Source organism: Herpetosiphon gulosus, assembly GCF_039545135.1.
In the GTDB taxonomy this organism is placed as follows: domain Bacteria; phylum Chloroflexota; class Chloroflexia; order Chloroflexales; family Herpetosiphonaceae; genus Herpetosiphon; species Herpetosiphon gulosus.
On sequence record NZ_BAABRU010000052.1, the window covers coordinates 1 to 14,880 of the forward strand.

Sequence of the window (14,880 nt, forward strand, 5' to 3'; positions counted from 1 at the left end):
TTGCCCGCCGGATGGCGTATCACGAAAAGGGTGCTAGTAAGGCGAGGCAACAGCACATGGTTAGAATTGTAATAACTGGCAAAACGCAGGGCGATGTAGTGCGAGCCATAACCGAGATGCGCGAGGGATTAGGGCGGCGTGTTGATTTTGGGCTACCTTTGGAAGATGAATACCAAGAATGGGCAAGCCATGGATACCAGCTCGCACAATCAGAATTTGAACAATGCCAACAATCGGGCAATTGGCCGACCATTGATTTTTATGGGAAGGTTGAATAGAGGCATGGCAATAGTTCATCATGCCTCTATTTTATCGGTTACTTCCAACGAATATCTTCTTTTGAAAATGTGGGCATTGCGCCCGCTGGCATATAAGATTTAGCCTTCTGGAAGGTCATATATAGTTGCATTGGATTGTCGGCAAATGTTAAAAATCCGTTTTCTGCATAGAATTTTTTCGCGTTTTCATCTTTTGCATCAACAACCAATGCCGCTGCTCCCACTATAGAACTTGTAAGAACAAACATTATAATCGCATCCCCCAGCAATAGACCGCCTAAGCCTTTGCCACGGTGGCTGCTATCCCTTGCCAGCCGCCCGAGCAGCAACGCAGGGAGATGGGTGTATTTAGGTAGTTTTCTTTGCATGTCTTCGGGGAACCTTGGAATTTCAACCTGATGCGCTGAAAGTGTATAGAACCCACAAATTGCCTTGTCGCCTTGCCGTGTGGCTACATAAACTTTCGATACTCGTTTACTATCATTTTGGCGTGCAAATGTTTTTAGGTAGTCATTAAGCGGCTCTGATTCGCACGAAAAAGCCGCCCGATCATGTCTTTGTTCGAGCGGCCCTATTATGTATTCGTTGCCTAGATCATTATTCGCTTCGTGCACGGATGCCTCTCACATATTGCTGGATGGTAGAGCGAAGCTTTTCAGATGGAGCGGATGGAGAATGCATCTCATTGAGCAATGATCGTGCATCTCTTACGGATAACGTTGTTTTAGATGTTTCTAGTTCAACGCGCTCTTGGACTCGGTTGGCAGGTTCCACAACGAGCCGCCGAGGGGCTGCATTGGCACTACGATTATTGCTTCTTGTTCTTTTTCGCTCATGCTCGGATGCGCGGCGATCTTCTCGCACAGGGCGTGATTTAAGGGTAATTTCCTGTCCCATAGCGTACTCCTTTACGTTTAGCTCTTGCATTCTACTATAATTTTCGCTTGAATCAATGATAAAAAGGTCATATTTCTTAGAATGAAAAACGAATAATCGCCAAAAATCGGGCGAAATTCAACCCATTTATAGGACTGATTTGGATAATAAATCGGAACCCTACATACCAAAGCATTTTGGTTCACAGACTAAAAACAGAAAATAGCGGGCGGGCGGCGCTCTGGTATTGGCTTGGTTGCTCATGCATGTATGCGAAATCATGTAACTTTATGTGTAGTTAGATCGCGATTTTATGCCCGATTCTGGTTTACAGGGTAGGTTGATCGAACCATCGCCGATCCCCTCTTTATGAGAGGGCTTGCAGCACTTCATGCATGCGCATGGGATGTAAAGCAGCGTAAAGTAAAATCCCCAAAATTAAACATCATTGCAGCTTGCCAACTAGCCCAAAATCGGGGCTTGCTCGATTGATTGAGCCAACTGGCAACAATTCAGCCAACCCAACGAGCCTAACCCAAAATCAGGCCAACCAAGCCGATGATTGAGCCAACTGGCAGTAATTCAGCCAAACAGGCGGGCTTGCTTGCCAGTATGCGAGGGGCAACGGGGCGGGGCGGGGTGCTTTCGTCGCTTAGAAGCCCGCTCACAGCGTCACTTTTTTGGGGTCAATCGGGCAAATTGCCACTAGCTGGCAACTAGCCCATTTTATTTAGTCCACTATCCCTCAAGAGCATGGAACGAATAAAAAAGGGCATAATCACTATTAGAATGTTCTGTTATACAGAATAAAGAAAAAAGGCATAGCAAAGCCATGAAATAGCAGTGCATAGGGCTGATTTATTCTGTACTGTAGACTATACTTTATGAGCAACGAATAATACAAAAATCGGGCAACGTGCAACAAAAACCGCTAAAAGCGTGAATAGAATTGACCAACGTGGTATAATTCTAAGTAGCAAATGCTTGCACAATGGTGGTTAACCTTTTGCCACTGGCAAGCCCAACGGCGCAACCGTTGGTTGTATCCCCCAATCAACCCCTAACCACACCACCAGCTAGAATCAACTAGGTACAACCATGACCCCAAACAAAAAGATCGGTATTGATCTCACCCTCGAAGGAAACGCACGGCTTGAAGGCATGACTCGAGGAATCGAGGGCATGCGCGAGCGCCTGCGCCATTTTATTCAGGATAGCGGGCAAATCCAGCGCACATGGGCGAATATTCGCGACACCATGGGCGCGGTAGCAGCCAAAGCCGCCATGGACACGGCGCAACGCTTCGCCGGACACTATGCCCAAAAATTCAGTGCTGGCACGGTCTTTAACGAGACCATGAGCGGGCAAGCTGCTTATAAGCAACGGGTGATTAGCATCGATGCAGAAGCCCGAGCCGTCAAAGCGCTGGGTGCTGAATATGCACAGTTCCGGCGGGAATATATGGCAACTCGATCAGCGTATGGCTTTAGTGGCAATCAGGTGCAGGCTTTGGCCTCAATGAATGCCCAAACGTTGGGACGTGCCAACATCAGCCAATTGCCCGATGCTATGAAGGTGCAGCAAGGCTTTGCCCGTGGTTACGGCATGGATGCTGTGGCAAGCGGGCAATTGTTCAACCAAGCAGCGCGGGCGGGCATCACCACGGGCGGCGGCGACACGAATCCCCGTGATTTTGCGGCGCTGATTGCGGATGCGGTATCACAGGGACGCATGGGCGGGCGTGAAGAAGAAGTCATGCAAAGCCTCACCACGCTCTCACAGTCAATCAATCAACAACGGGTAGACGTGGCTGGAACCTCGCAAGCGGCGAGCATGCTAGCCATGATGAATGCGACCAACATTAGGGGCTTGCAGGGCAACCAAGGCGCATCCTTGCTCGGGCAAGTAAACAGCGCCATCCAAAATCCCAACGGCGATGTGGGCAACCTGCATATGTACCAAGCCTTGACGGGCGGGCGGGGCGGTATGCGGCTCGGGCAATACGAATACCTTAAAGAGGAAGGCTTGACGGGCGTTGGCGCAACGGGTAAAACCAACTTCCAAGCCCTCATGGAGTACAACGCCCAACAATCCAAAGGCATGGATAAATACAGCGGTTTGATGCTGCAAAGTAAGAGCTTAGGCGTATCCATGCACCAAGCCGAGGCATTGACCAATACCTTTATGCAAGGCGGCAAATTCAACAGCATGGCCATGGGCAACCTACAAACCAAGCTAGGCGCAGACCTAACGAAAGTTGATCCGAGTACATGGGCTATGTTGGCTGAACTTTCCAACGGCGGCGACGTTGGCGCGATCGCCAAAGAGTTTAACCAACTCACCGACGGCAAAGTTACCGCCAGCACCACAATGGATCGCGATGCGCTGTTTAAGCAAATTGCCGACTATGGCAAGCAAAATATAGCTATGTCAGAAGGCCAGCGGCGCGAAAAAATCGACAATGATATAGCACTAGCAGCAGAAAACGCGGGCGCAAAACTCTATGAATTAGAAAAAGCATCCGACCAACTCAAGGCTAAATTTATGGAGATCGCGGGCGGTGCGCCTGGTATCGCGGGCGGGCTTTTGCCAACATTCCTAGCAAGCGCGGGCGGGTCGTTGTTGCCCGCAGCGGGTCAATGGGCATTAGGCAAAGGCGGCGGCGGGCTGCTAAGCGGGCTAAAAGGCTTGTTTGGCGGCGGTGCAGGCGGCGCGGCCACAACGGGCGGGGCAACTGGTACAAGCGTTGCAGCAACGGGCGGATCGGGCATCCTGAGTGGGGTTGGAGCGTTCGCTGGTGGCTTGGCCATGGCGGGCGGCTCGGTTGTCGGCGCGTCGGAATTTTCGCATGGCGTACTCGATACTGAGCGGTTTTTAGGGGGTTATCATCGTTCTGCCATCGGGCAAGGTGCAAGCCGTTTGTTTAGTGGTGATGTTGGGCTAGGCGAATTGGCAAGCGCGGGCAAAACCGTGATTACTAGCCCCGTTGGGGTGCTAGGCGGACTAGGCGGGGGATTGACCAACCTAATCACGGGTAACGGCTCATTCAAAGAGGGCTATAACAACACGTTTGACGATCTCATGGGTGCTATCGGGGTTGAATCGGATGGCCAACGCCAACGCGAAGCCCAACGCGCCTATGAACAGGAACAGCGGCGCATTCAGCGCGATTTATCGCATGCCTTTGTGGATACCTTCAAAACCGTGTTGAAAGATCGTGAATCAGAATTGAGCCAATCGGTATTAGGGGGGATTAAGAAGGGTTTAGGCGCATTGCCAGCGGGCGGCATCCTCGGATCGGCGCTCAATAATTTAACGGGCGGGCAACTCTCACCCGCTGCTAGTGGAAACTTGCCCGCTGATGTTCAATCACCAGCCGGATCGGGTATGTCAGGCGCGGTCAACAGTATGGTGAGCGGCGGCAAGATCATCAGCGGATGGGGCGATGCACGTCCAAACGGGCGGAGCCATCAGGGCATTGATATTAGCGGCAACGCGGGGCAAGCCATCCGAGCGCCTAGCGACGGTGAAGTTACCTATAGCGGATGGAATGAGCTAGGCGGCTACTATGTGCAATATAAGGACAATGAAGGGCGGCAACACTATTTTGCACACATGCAAGATAAACCAACCCTTGCAGCTGGAGACAAAATCAAGGCGGGCCAAAGCATTGGCAGGGTTGGCCGCACGGGCTACGGCAAGCAAGAGGGCACGCTACTTCCTGAATCAATCCCAACGCACTTGCACTACCAAGTCAGCAAACCAGACGGCAAAACATGGGTTGATCCCAAACAAGAGCTAGGCCACTGGCAAGCACCAACACAGCCAAGCAGTAAGCCATCCATTGCCGCAAGCGGCGGCATGGGCGGCACGGGCGGCACGGGCCAAACGAGCAGCAAAGCCATTGATAGCGTGTTATCAGGCACAGGCATGGAGGGGCAAGGTTCAACTATTCAAGCGCTCAGCCAAAAATACGGGGTTCCGGCTGAATTGGCTTTGGCCATGTGGCGTAAGGAAGCTGAGTTTGCAAAGCCCGATTCCATCGCCGGACGGCAAAATAACCCAGGTAACATGATCTATACCGGAAAGTGGGGGGATAAACAAAGCAATAACCGCTTTGCACAGTTTGATACGATGGAGCAAGGCATGGAGGCGTGGTTTAAGCTGATGTCGAGTGACTTGTATAAGCCATTCATCGACAAGGGCGACTATGCTGGGTTGCTCAATAAATACGCCCCGCCTAGCGAAAATGACACGGGGTTGTACCATAAGCAGTTGCTTCAATGGATGCAAGACTATCAAGGAAAAATCAAGAGCAGCGCGGGCGGCGAGTGGTCTACCCAAAATCGGCTATACGAGCTGCACAAAGATGAAACGGTGATCCCCGCACCCATTGCCCGACCCATGCGAAAGTTTTTTGAGCAAATATCAACCAATGATAACTACCTCACCCCAGCTAACCCAGCGACCCGCAACGCAGCGGCAGCGGCGGCGCTGCGGATCTCAATTGACCCGATTAGCGTTGTCGTCAACGGGCAACCGCAAACGGTTAAAGCAACCGGAAAATGGGAGCCATTTGAGGGGATCAACGCATTTGCAATAGCCTAAGCCAACCCCAAACGGCCACGATCAACCGCTCTCACCAACGAGGGCGGTTTTTATTTGTTCCACTATCTATCAAGACCATGGAATTAGCGCAAAATCGGGCTATTTGGGGTCAATTTGAAGATTAAAATTTGATGAGTAGAACATTAATGAGAGATGATTAAATATTTTTTTTGTTTAAGTAATTACTTAAACAAAAATCGTATAAAATACTTTGTCTCAATAAGATCAATCTAGGGCATTACAAAGGCAAATCTACCCGTACCATATATCTAGCGAAAGGTCTTCAATCTCTGCAATAGGGATAATCAACTGTTCGGTATTGCCCATGAAAAACACAAAGTTTTCATCAACTACCCACCCTCCACGCCTCCTACCGTTATATGTCCCTTGGGCTTGTTGACACTTGTTAAGATAGCTCGAATCGTGCTTATGGTGCTGCATTTGATTGAGGATGAAATCGCAGACAGGAATTAAGTCATGTTCTTCAATAAAATCAGAAAGAGCCTTATGAAGTGCTACAAACGCCTCGCGATATGCGATATGGCGCACCTGTACTTCTGGGTATGGCTCTCTAATAGCACCCTCCCCTACCGATAACTCTTTTGCAGCCTTATATTGATCAAGCAATAGGGCCATTCTTGCCCTTCTGTGTTTTTCCATATAACCCCCAACGGTAAGATTTAGATTAATTTTATCGATGAATTGCTTTAAATAAAGCTAATAAAAACAGCGGCATTATTAATGCCAGCAACAAAAAGAGAAAATAAGGCATTACAAAGTCATAAAACGAAAACAAGCGAGGGTAGCAACGCGCCAAATTACCAAAACCCTTGGAATAGCGGCATTAATCCTGCCAGTAATCAGGCGTAGCCCGCCGAAAAACAGCGGCAACATTGTTGCCAGTAAATCAAAATCGTTTTATTCCATTACAAAGCCATAAAACGCGCTAGGGCAATTAGAGTTAATCCCAACATCGCCAAACACGATCCCCCAAGCGGCACTAATGTTGCCAGTAAAACCGCCAAAGAGCGCATAGCGCGGTAGCATTATTGTGCTATTCGTGCTTTTATGGCATTAGAAAGCCAAATAGCGCATAGCGCGGTAGCACGCGCATGCCTGGTCAACGAGCCATGGCCAACCAACCAACACGGGCAAAACCGCGCAGATCGGGCATAAATTCTGCCCATAGGCTAGCCTATGGCTTGCTAGTGGCAAAAAATGAGCATACTGGTTTTCAGTATCCTGAAAATCAGTAGCCTGTAAATTAGGACTTAACTAGATCCATGGTTAATAACAAGAACCATGGATCATGGCGTTGCGTTGCAACACCCACCAGCATCGAGCATATTGGTTTTCAATATCCTGTTTTGCAATATATTGTAAATCCGTCCTTAACTAGAACCATGGTTAATAACCAGAACCATGAAGATATGGCTTGCTAGCGCAACCCGATCCCCCGTTTGCTTTTGATTGAAAATAACCCCAAAGCCAACACATAAACACCACGCCAGCAATTGCCACAGCTAGCCCATTGCTGCAATTGACCCCTATCGCGACACGATGATCGGATCAAGGTCGATTCAAGGGCTTAGAAGCCGTTACAGAGCGTCATCCCCTTGCAGCTTGCCCAACTAGCCCGATTTTGAGCCAACTGGCAACAATTCAGCCAACCCAACGGGCTTGCTTGCTCGATTGATTAGGGCAATGGGCCAGCTTTAATATGTGTTGGCAACCCTTGCCACCCATCCAAGCCGCTCACAGTGCGCACAATCAGCCCTAGCAAGGCTGAATGGTTCCGGCGCGGTAGTTGCGCGGTAGTTGCACGATTTGAACGCGATTTGTGCATGGTAGTTGCGCGAGCCAGAGCGGGGCGGTTTGCGCTAGCAAGCCATGATCTCTTATGGTTCTGGTTATTAACCATGATTCTAGTTAATGTACTGGTTTTCCGGAGCCGGAAAAACCGTATACGGAAAATGCCTATACGGTTTTGACCGGATACCAAAAAACCGTATCCCAAAAAACGGTATCCCGTTAAATGGGACATTAACTAGAATCATGTTAATAACCAGAACCATGAAGATATGGCTTGCTAGCGCAAACCGATCCCCCGTTTGCTTTTGATTGAAAAAATAACCCCAAACACCAACCCCAAACACCACGCCAGCAAACGCCACAGCTAGCCCATTGCCACAATCAACCCCAAACGCGACACGATGATCGGATCGGGGCCAATTCAGCGCCTTAGAAGCCGTTACAGCGCGTCATCCCCTTGCAGCTTGCCCAGCTAGCCCGATTTTGAGCCAACTGGCACGATTGAGCCAATCGGGCGAATTGCTGCAAACGGGCATGGCGGGTCAATTTAGGCTATTCCAGCATCGTTAGGGATGGTGGAATTAATGCAAAACACAAAGCCCATGGATCGCCCATGGGCTTTGTGCTATCGGACGTTCTCGGAGTACACACAGTGAGAACGCTGCTAGTATAGTCAACATTCAAGAATAGTCAAATTGATAAATAAGGCATTAGAAAGGCTTATTTTTGACTTGATATAATAGATTTTGTTATATGTAATCAAATCAACCCAAGCACCAAAAACCCCCCGCAATTGCGAGGGGCTTGAGGGTTACTACTTGTTACCAGATTGTATCTAGCCAAGCGCGGCGCGGAGGGCTGATTGAGCGCTATCAGGCGTGAAGCCAAGCGCCATCAGGGCATTGATTGCGCCTTTTGCCAGTATATCAGCCATCGCCAGCGTTGCGGCATCAAGCACCGGAGCGGCAACCGAGAAGCGCATGCCCGACTCGGTGTAGACGGCGGTCACTTCAGCATGCAGGGTTGGCGTGTTGTCGAACCGATCATAACTAACAACAACAAAATCAGCGAGCGGATTGATTGAGCCAATTGGCGCAACCCATGCGATAAAGCCATCGACGGCAATGATTTTGTGCGTTGCGTTGGTTGCGGGTGTGTTGGTGAAGGTTGCCATGGTCGTTTCTCCTTTGGGGCGTTGCTGCGCCTTGAAAGTTGTTTGATGCTGCTATTGTACCCGATTTATACCGTTTCTATATAGGACTTTGGTACTTTGATTATATAGTTATTAGATGATTATTGACGATTTGCTACACAACACATATACTTAACCTTAGCAAAACCAATGGAGTACAGCACATGGATGAACAAGAATTTTTGACTAGCACAGAGGCGGCGGCGATTTTGGGAGTCAACCCAAGCCGCATGTATGCCCTTCACAAAACAGGGCGCTACGGGCGGCGGATCGATGGCTATATTGTCTTTACTCGGGCAGAAGTAGAGGATTACGCACAAGACCGCTTGAAACGGCAAAAGGGTGGGCGGCCAAACTTTCACACACGCCCAAAAAAAGCAAAGTGGGCTAGCTGCGCAGCAACGCACTAGCCCATGGGCATGATTAACCATGGTAATCAGCCGCGCACAGGTTAGCATACCGCACGCGGCATAGCAACTACAAGGAAACAAAAGCTATGCAAACATTCGCAGAAAGCCCAACCCCAGCCACGGCGGCAGCAGTTGTACCAGGTGATTTGCCAGGCGCAACCATTCCAAGCGCACCCATTGCAGCACAACCCACGAGCCAAACCACAACCAAGCCACGCGCCAAGCGACCTAGCACGCTTTACGACAAGGCGGGTCAAACCCTCGCATTGTTCATGGCGATCGCGTTGGCTGTTGGTATTTGGTTGATCGGTGCCAAATTCACCCTTGAGTTTTTGACATTGATGGGCGTGAATTTAGCCCCGTTGGCTTTGGGCCAATGGTTGATCCCGTTGGCAATTTCAGCGGGTGAGCTTTGGCTGTGGCCCAAGGGATCGAGCGTTTGGCAACGTTGGGCAGTTTGGGCAGCGGTTTTGCTTTTTGATGTTGGCTCCAGCTGGGCGGGCTTCACAGAATGGGCAGGTGGGCGCTTTATCCCTTTATTTGCGGGCTTTACTCTGCCATCGGGTGGTTTTGCCTTGCACGCGCTAGCCTTGATTTTAGGCCTTGGTTTTGCATTCTTGCCAGAAAAGATCGGACGTTGGGCCGTGGCCGAGCTTCGTGGGTTATGGGGTTAATCGCTATGAATGTAGGCACGCTAATTTTTATGCTAGCCCTTGCAGCGCTGCTAGTTGCGGGCGTTCGTTACCGCAAAATGGTATTGCTGGTTGCCGATTTGCAAGCCGATTTGAACGATGCGAAGGCCATGCTAGCCAAAGCCGCAGCAACCATAGCCGCCCAACCAAAGCCCGCAGCGGCAATACACTACGTGGAGCCGGTATCAACCTACGTTGATCGAACCCCGCTAGCAGGCGCAGGCAACGCACTAGCCAAGCCACCCGCCGACCTGCGCACGACGATCAACGAACTTTCGAAGCACACCAACGGGCGGCGCTATTTCATCCCCCTTGGATGGTCAGTTTCAGGCCTAACGGGTGCATCATTGCAAGGCGATGTTAACCACATTCTGATTAGTGGCATGAGCAACGCAGGCAAGGACAACGCAGCGTTGGGCATGTTGCTCTCTTTGGCGCTCACCCATAGCCCGCAGGAGCTACAAATAGGCTTGATCGACGGTAAGGGGCTAGATTGGTTAGGATGGCGCAACAAGGCCCATACATGGCTATTGGCAGATGAACCCGAGCGGATCGGAGATGCCATGGCCAAGCTCACCAACGAGCGACGGCGACGGCGTGAAATTCTCGCAAATGCTGATTGTGCCAATTGGGATGAATACCACGGGCATGACTTGCCCTTGCTGGTTGTGTTTATTAGCGAATTGTCATTGCTTGAAGATGCAGTTAAAGCCCGTGAACTAGGCGCATGGCTCAATAGTGAGCTATCAGCGGGGCGGGCGTTTGGCATCCGGTACATTATCGGAACCCAAAATGCTAGCAACTTCGAAACCCGTTGGAGAGGTCAGATCAGCCTTCACATGGCCTCATCCCAACCAAACAGAGCTGCCGACGAACCAAACACGGGCATGGCAACCAGCGACCTAGAGGCAATCGGGGTCATTCCCCCCAGCAAACTCATTGCCCCGCCGGATGGCGCGGGCGTGTTCACAGTCGTGCAAGCACCCAAAGCCGTCACCGTTCGAGTGCCATTCTTAACCAAACAGCACCGAAAGTTTTTGCTTGATCAATTGCCCGATGCGCCTAAAAAGCCCTTACAGCAGGCAAGCGCACCCGTTGCCAGCAATGCCAACAATCAAGCCCAACCAAACCAGCCCGACGCGATGTTAGCGGCGCTACTGAATGGTGAGCCATTGATCGATCAACGTAGCATCAACCAAAGCAGCGATTTAGCACGCGATAATGGGCTAAACAACGCATCCGGTAGCACCCAAACGGGCGGTAGCACTCAGGCAGTTTTGAGCGTGAATCAAAGCCCGCTAGTAGCACTACCTGTTGTTGCTGGAGTCGATCCCGCCGAAGTAAAAAAGATAGCTGAAGCAGCCCCCCGCCATAAATCGCGGAGCGCACTTTGTAACGAGTTATACGGTATCCGAGGCGGCACACCATACAATCGGGTGAAGTTGGTTTGTGATGCGTTGGGCTTGCTTGAAGCGCCACAAATTCAGCAAGCAGCCTAGTCATGTTCACACCAAAGGGAACGCCCTCAACAGCCAAAGGTCAAAACTATGACATGCAAGCAACCGGACGCAGTGACCAACCATGAGGGCGATTCCCCATTCCAGCAAGCCATGAAATTGGCAGGGACGGCATGCCTAATCGGCATTAACCTAGAGGGTGAGGCAAAGCAGCGATTAGCACGCTACCTAAAGACGCTTGGAGTGATGCTAGCCCAAACCGAGGATGAGGGGATCGAAGTCGGAATCGAGAAAGAGGGAAAATGATATAATTGGAGACAAGAAAACAGCGCTAAGGCTCTACCGACCAAAGTTTCGCCCGCGCTGTTGCTCAACAGTTCAAACATTTGGGGAAATGTTTGAACGTTTATATATTGTTTGGGTAAGCCCACTATAGCAAAATCAGCCATGGCCGTCAAGATATACTCTGTTTAATGGCTACTTCCACCCTTTACCCATACTAACGCTTGAGCCGCGTTATCAGCTCAAAAACTATACTGTAGTGCATGCGTATTCCCCGACGTATTGCACTCTTTTTTTACCAGATTAAAAGCAAAAACCACCGTTGCAAGCGGCGGTTTTGCGGGCTAAAATCGGTACAAACATGGGTTACCATCCAATGCCCATTGTACCAAATTTAGCCTAATCTGGCAAGCGCCAAGGGGCTAAAAATGGCAGTACAATCACCTAAACCACCAATCGAGACGGTTCACATATCAAACTTTCCTATCATTGCATCGCGACATAAACGCGCGGCGATCCCTTCGCAACAAGAGCCACAACCAACCCCGCTACCACAACCAACCCTACCCGACGAGCTGCGAGCCATGCATGCCTGGACTCCATGGATTGCTGGCAATAATGATGCCAAATTCAGAAAGATCCCATGCGATGCAACGGGCGCAGCCGCTACCAATTACGCCAATTCGCCCATGAACCTTCAGGATGCCCGATCAATAGCCCAGGCGGCGGGCGAAAACTACAAGAAAAGCCGCGCAACCGGAGTAGGGATCGTATTGCAGCATGCTCATTGCCTTGTGATCGACCTTGATGATTGTTTTGATCAGGGCCAATTCACCACAGATCATGCGCGGATCGTTGCATCAATCGTTGCCAGAAAAACCTATGCAGAGGTCAGCCCATCAAAACGAGGGGTTAAAATCTTCGGGCGAATTGACGACGATACATGCAGCCAAATGCGCGAATTGATCGAAAAAATCAATACAAAAACCGCATTCAATATTGAATTACTGCATGCATCGCTCAATATCACACAGTTTGCAGCAGTGACGGGCAAGCGCCTAGAATCAAGCCCGCGCGTGTTGGCCGACATCAGCACCGAGGTCAAGCAACTTATTGCATGGTGCATGGCCAATGCCCCCGCCAAAACCCCAACCAAGCCAGCTAGGATCGAGAAAAACCAAGCCGCCAGCGACGATCTACAGCCAAGCATCGAGGTTTCATTTAACCAAGCCTACACCGTGCTAGACATACTAGAACGGAACGGCGGCACAATTGATCGTCGCAACGGCGGAAAAGCTGGACGGTCATGGCATTGCCCATGCGGCGCTCACACGGGCAAGGATGGCAGCTTGCTTATAAAACAATCCAACGATCCCGCCAAATATGGGCTTTACCTCGTGAATGCGAAGAACCCCGCATGCGCCCTATGGAGTAATAACCGAGGCACGAGCGCATTTGATGCAATGAAGATTCTTGAGGCAGGCGGAGATCATAATAAAGCCCGCGATATTGCCCGCCATGATCTTGCGTTGCCAGCTTTTGAGCGCCAAAAATCAAGCGTAATAATCACCAGCAACCCTATTCACTCGGAGCGGATCATGCCACTCAAAAACAGCGAAGCCCAAACAACCCTAAGCCACATCAAAGATCGATTAATGCGTGAATCAATCAGCAAAAGCCAACGGATCATACTTGCCAGCATGATCGATTGTGCAGATGAAAATCTGTGTTTTCAAGTTAGTTTTGATGCACTAGCAGTTGCAGCAAACGCAACCAAGCGAACTGCAATCAATTGCGTTAATGCGTTGATAAAGTTGGGTTTTATTCGTCGCTATGTGACCTCAAACGGCATGGGCGGGCATGCAGCTAATACCTACCAGTTATGTAACCACGGGCAAGGGCTTGAGAAAAATCAAGCCCCCGAGCAATCCCCCGCCAAAATTTCACCCCTTGTAGATAGTGTCCCCGAGGTGAAAAATAGTGCATTGAAAATTTCACCCCCTGTAGATAGTGGCTTAGTTGGGGATTATACGCAAAATTGCCCAATTTTTTGGGATGAATTAGCTCAAGAATCTGGTAATTTACGCCAAAATTTCACCCCCTTACTTAATTAACTAAGTAAGGGGGATTAATACATGATCATGTAATTTAGTATTACTTAAGCGTGCTGAGAAAAAAAGAATCAGGGGGATAGCAGCCCAAAGCCAACCCCCTAACTTTGCAACCACAGGGAACGTCCCGAGCAAGCCCAGAGGGGCCATGAATGGAAACAGCGGCACAATCAACGGCAACCCTAGCAGTTTATCCAACGGTGCAACCTGATCTTTTAGTTAGTCACTCAGTCTATATCAGTCAATCGGGCCAACAGTATATTAGAGTGAGCATTGAAGGGCGATTTAGCCGCTACAGCGTTTACAACCTGTCGGATCGGTGCTTTATTGATCGCGGTGATTGTCCAAAACCATTGCAAGCGGCGATAGCTTCAGCATTGGCCCAACTGGCAACAGATGGCAAGCTGCAATGGTTCTGGTACTCGCATAAGGGCATTGTTTGGGCAGGCCCAGCCCAACGGGCGGCACTCAATAACGCATTAATTGTCCATGTGCCCGCAAATGCAAGCCCATGGACATCATAACTGTATGCATGGCAGACTAAAGAATTAGCAATAAAGGGGATTGAGCTATGGTCAATATTCGATTGGTTGGCAGTAGCAAGGATGAGCTAGAGCAAGCCATGGACAATCTCACTAAGGCAACGGGCGGGGCGGTGCAATGGGCTAGTAGGGCTAGGATGGGGCGCAAGGGTGATTACCTCGTCTATGGCGTGGTGCTAGCCCAGCCAATCCAACCCATTGACCAGGCAAAAGCCCAAAATCAGGCCAACCAATCCGATGATTGAGCTAATTGGCAGCAATTCAGCCAAACATGCGGGCGGGGTTGGCTAGTTGCGAGGGGTAACGGGGCGGGGCGGGGTGCTTTCGTCGCTTAGAAGCCCGCTCACAGCGTCACTTTTTTGGGGTCAATCGGGCAAATTGCCACTAGCTGGCAACTAGCCCATTTTATTTAGTCCACTATCCCACAAGAGCATGGAATGATCGGCGGGCGGGCAAAGGCAACCCTTTCTTTGATACAGTTTGGTGCGCACGATTGCCCGCCGGATGGCGTATCACGAAAAGGGTGCTAGTAAGGCGAGGCAACAGCACATGGTTAGAATTGTAATAACTGGCAAAACGCAGGGCGATGTAGTGCGAGCCATAACCGAGATGCGCGAGGG

General features: G+C 50.2%; 14 protein-coding genes. 8 read left to right on the forward strand and 6 right to left on the reverse strand.

Translation table 11 applies throughout. The features are described from left to right. Positions 1-278, forward strand: a 278-nt coding sequence (locus ABEB26_RS25990; RefSeq protein WP_345725008.1) for a hypothetical protein, incomplete at its 5' end; no start/stop codon positions are given. A 38-nt stretch (positions 279-316) separates the two neighbouring features. Here the strand turns inward: ABEB26_RS25990 and ABEB26_RS25995 are convergent. After that, positions 317-892, reverse strand: coding sequence for a GNAT family N-acetyltransferase (locus ABEB26_RS25995; RefSeq protein WP_345725009.1), 576 nt, complete (start codon positions 890-892; stop codon positions 317-319). 792 nt (positions 893-1,684) lie between these two features. After that, positions 1,685-1,822 (reverse strand): hypothetical protein, encoded by a 138-nt coding sequence (locus tag ABEB26_RS26000; protein ID WP_345725010.1) that lies wholly within the window; start codon positions 1,820-1,822, stop codon positions 1,685-1,687. Between the two features lie 514 nt (positions 1,823-2,336). Between ABEB26_RS26000 and ABEB26_RS26005 the strand changes: the two genes are divergently transcribed. Continuing rightward, positions 2,337-5,762, forward strand: coding sequence for a peptidoglycan DD-metalloendopeptidase family protein (locus tag ABEB26_RS26005; RefSeq protein WP_345725011.1), 3,426 nt, complete (start codon positions 2,337-2,339; stop codon positions 5,760-5,762). Positions 5,763-6,014: 252 nt separating this feature from the next. On the opposite strand, the gene ABEB26_RS26010 is transcribed toward ABEB26_RS26005, so the two are convergent. The 3 genes from ABEB26_RS26010 to ABEB26_RS26020 all read right to left on the reverse strand — a co-directional run bounded on the left by ABEB26_RS26010 (position 6,015) and on the right by ABEB26_RS26020 (position 8,748). Continuing rightward, a complete protein-coding gene (locus ABEB26_RS26010; protein WP_345725012.1) occupies positions 6,015-6,422 on the reverse strand; it encodes a hypothetical protein in 408 nt (135 codons plus the stop codon). A 258-nt stretch (positions 6,423-6,680) separates the two neighbouring features. After that, positions 6,681-6,809, reverse strand: a complete 129-nt coding sequence (locus tag ABEB26_RS26015; RefSeq protein ID WP_345725013.1) for a hypothetical protein — start codon at positions 6,807-6,809, stop codon at positions 6,681-6,683. A gap of 1,600 nt (positions 6,810-8,409) precedes the next feature. Then, positions 8,410-8,748 (reverse strand): hypothetical protein, encoded by a 339-nt coding sequence (locus ABEB26_RS26020; RefSeq protein WP_345725014.1) that lies wholly within the window; start codon positions 8,746-8,748, stop codon positions 8,410-8,412. Between the two features lie 182 nt (positions 8,749-8,930). Between ABEB26_RS26020 and ABEB26_RS26025 the strand changes: the two genes are divergently transcribed. From ABEB26_RS26025 to ABEB26_RS26050, 6 genes are all read left to right on the forward strand, one after another. Then, a complete protein-coding gene (locus tag ABEB26_RS26025) occupies positions 8,931-9,176 on the forward strand; it encodes a helix-turn-helix domain-containing protein (RefSeq protein WP_345725015.1) in 246 nt (81 codons plus the stop codon). Positions 9,177-9,262: 86 nt separating this feature from the next. After that, complete coding sequence (locus tag ABEB26_RS26030) at positions 9,263-9,850, forward strand: hypothetical protein (RefSeq protein ID WP_345725016.1); 588 nt, start codon at positions 9,263-9,265, stop codon at positions 9,848-9,850. Positions 9,851-9,855: 5 nt separating this feature from the next. Then, positions 9,856-11,367, forward strand: coding sequence for an FtsK/SpoIIIE domain-containing protein (locus ABEB26_RS26035; RefSeq protein WP_345725017.1), 1,512 nt, complete (start codon positions 9,856-9,858; stop codon positions 11,365-11,367). A gap of 668 nt (positions 11,368-12,035) precedes the next feature. Continuing rightward, positions 12,036-13,721, forward strand: a complete 1,686-nt coding sequence (locus tag ABEB26_RS26040) for a hypothetical protein (protein ID WP_345725018.1) — start codon at positions 12,036-12,038, stop codon at positions 13,719-13,721. A 149-nt stretch (positions 13,722-13,870) separates the two neighbouring features. Continuing rightward, complete coding sequence (locus ABEB26_RS26045; RefSeq protein WP_345725019.1) at positions 13,871-14,242, forward strand: hypothetical protein; 372 nt, start codon at positions 13,871-13,873, stop codon at positions 14,240-14,242. Positions 14,243-14,289: 47 nt separating this feature from the next. After that, positions 14,290-14,505 (forward strand): hypothetical protein, encoded by a 216-nt coding sequence (locus tag ABEB26_RS26050; protein ID WP_345725020.1) that lies wholly within the window; start codon positions 14,290-14,292, stop codon positions 14,503-14,505. 172 nt (positions 14,506-14,677) lie between these two features. Here ABEB26_RS26050 and ABEB26_RS26055 read toward each other — a convergent pair. After that, positions 14,678-14,880 (reverse strand): hypothetical protein (locus ABEB26_RS26055; RefSeq protein WP_345725021.1); only part of this gene is annotated, 203 nt, incomplete at its 5' end.

Excerpts from the sequence above, each read along its gene's own strand:
- ABEB26_RS26005 (WP_345725011.1), top strand. The coding sequence starts at position 2,337 with ATGCGCGAGCGCCTGCGCCATTTTATTCAGGATAGCGGGCAAATCCAG.
- ABEB26_RS26010 (WP_345725012.1), bottom strand. The coding sequence starts at position 6,422 with ATGGAAAAACACAGAAGGGCAAGAATGGCCCTATTGCTTGATCAATAT.
- ABEB26_RS26015 (WP_345725013.1), bottom strand. The coding sequence starts at position 6,809 with ATGCTACCGCGCTATGCGCTCTTTGGCGGTTTTACTGGCAACATTAGT.
- ABEB26_RS26020 (WP_345725014.1), bottom strand. The coding sequence starts at position 8,748 with ATGGCAACCTTCACCAACACACCCGCAACCAACGCAACGCACAAAATC.
- ABEB26_RS26025 (WP_345725015.1), top strand. The coding sequence starts at position 8,931 with ATGGATGAACAAGAATTTTTGACTAGCACAGAGGCGGCGGCGATTTTG.
- ABEB26_RS26030 (WP_345725016.1), top strand. The coding sequence starts at position 9,263 with ATGCAAACATTCGCAGAAAGCCCAACCCCAGCCACGGCGGCAGCAGTT.
- ABEB26_RS26035 (WP_345725017.1), top strand. The coding sequence starts at position 9,856 with ATGAATGTAGGCACGCTAATTTTTATGCTAGCCCTTGCAGCGCTGCTA.
- ABEB26_RS26040 (WP_345725018.1), top strand. The coding sequence starts at position 12,036 with ATGGCAGTACAATCACCTAAACCACCAATCGAGACGGTTCACATATCA.
- ABEB26_RS26045 (WP_345725019.1), top strand. The coding sequence starts at position 13,871 with ATGGAAACAGCGGCACAATCAACGGCAACCCTAGCAGTTTATCCAACG.
- ABEB26_RS26050 (WP_345725020.1), top strand. The coding sequence starts at position 14,290 with ATGGTCAATATTCGATTGGTTGGCAGTAGCAAGGATGAGCTAGAGCAA.